The sequence below is a fragment of the Nostoc sp. CmiVER01 genome (genome assembly GCF_034531135.2).
Lineage (GTDB): Bacteria > Cyanobacteriota > Cyanobacteriia > Cyanobacteriales > Nostocaceae > Nostoc.
Map to the genome: position 1 here is coordinate 1 of NZ_JAVRBU020000064.1, position 667 is coordinate 667.

Sequence of the window (667 nt, forward strand, 5' to 3'; positions counted from 1 at the left end):
CCGACCTCGCTCAAACCGACGTGTCGAATCAGCCCTTCCTTCTGCATTTCCGCGATCACGCCGAACTGTTCATCCTGCGGAACTTTCGGGTCGATGCGGTGCAATTGCCACAGATCAATGCGCTCGACGTTCAACCTGCGGAGGCTCAACAGCACCGCGTGTCGCAAATATTCAGGACGTCCCACCGGCGCCCATTTGTTCTCGCCGTGACGCACGAACCCCCCTTTTGTCGCGATCAGCAGACCATCATAGGGATACAACGCCTCACGGATGAGTTCTTCGCTGACATCGGGGCCGTAGCTATCGGCGGTGTCAATGAAATTGACACCGATCTCAGGCAACCGACGCAGCGTACGTATCGCCTCGGCCTTATCCTGAGGCTGTCCCCAAATGCCGTTGCCGACAATCCGCATGGCACCATAGCCAAGACGGTTGACTGGGATATCGCCGATTGAGAATTGCCCTGATGCTGATGCGTTGGGTGTATTTGTATGCATAACTCATGTCATTGTTGATAGATGTCCATGCATTATTGATATCGCTTCGTGTTGGCGTCACTCCGTTTTTTGCGGTCGATTTTCCCCAAGGCTATTTCGCGTCGTGAAAGATGATGCCCAATGTGTGTCGCCGGCCACTATGCAGCTTGCTGACCCCATGACGCAGATTT

The 667-nt window shown here is 54.3% G+C and carries 2 protein-coding genes; both read right to left on the bottom strand.

The features are described from left to right. Window positions 1–497 (bottom strand): aldo/keto reductase (locus RMZ43_RS35995; protein ID WP_428851027.1); only part of this gene is annotated, 497 nt, incomplete at its 3' end. Between the two features lie 91 nt (window positions 498–588). Beyond that, complete coding sequence (locus RMZ43_RS36000) at window positions 589–663, bottom strand: 2OG-Fe(II) oxygenase (RefSeq protein ID WP_428851028.1); 75 nt, start codon at window positions 661–663, stop codon at window positions 589–591. Window positions 664–667: the final 4 nt, after the last annotated feature.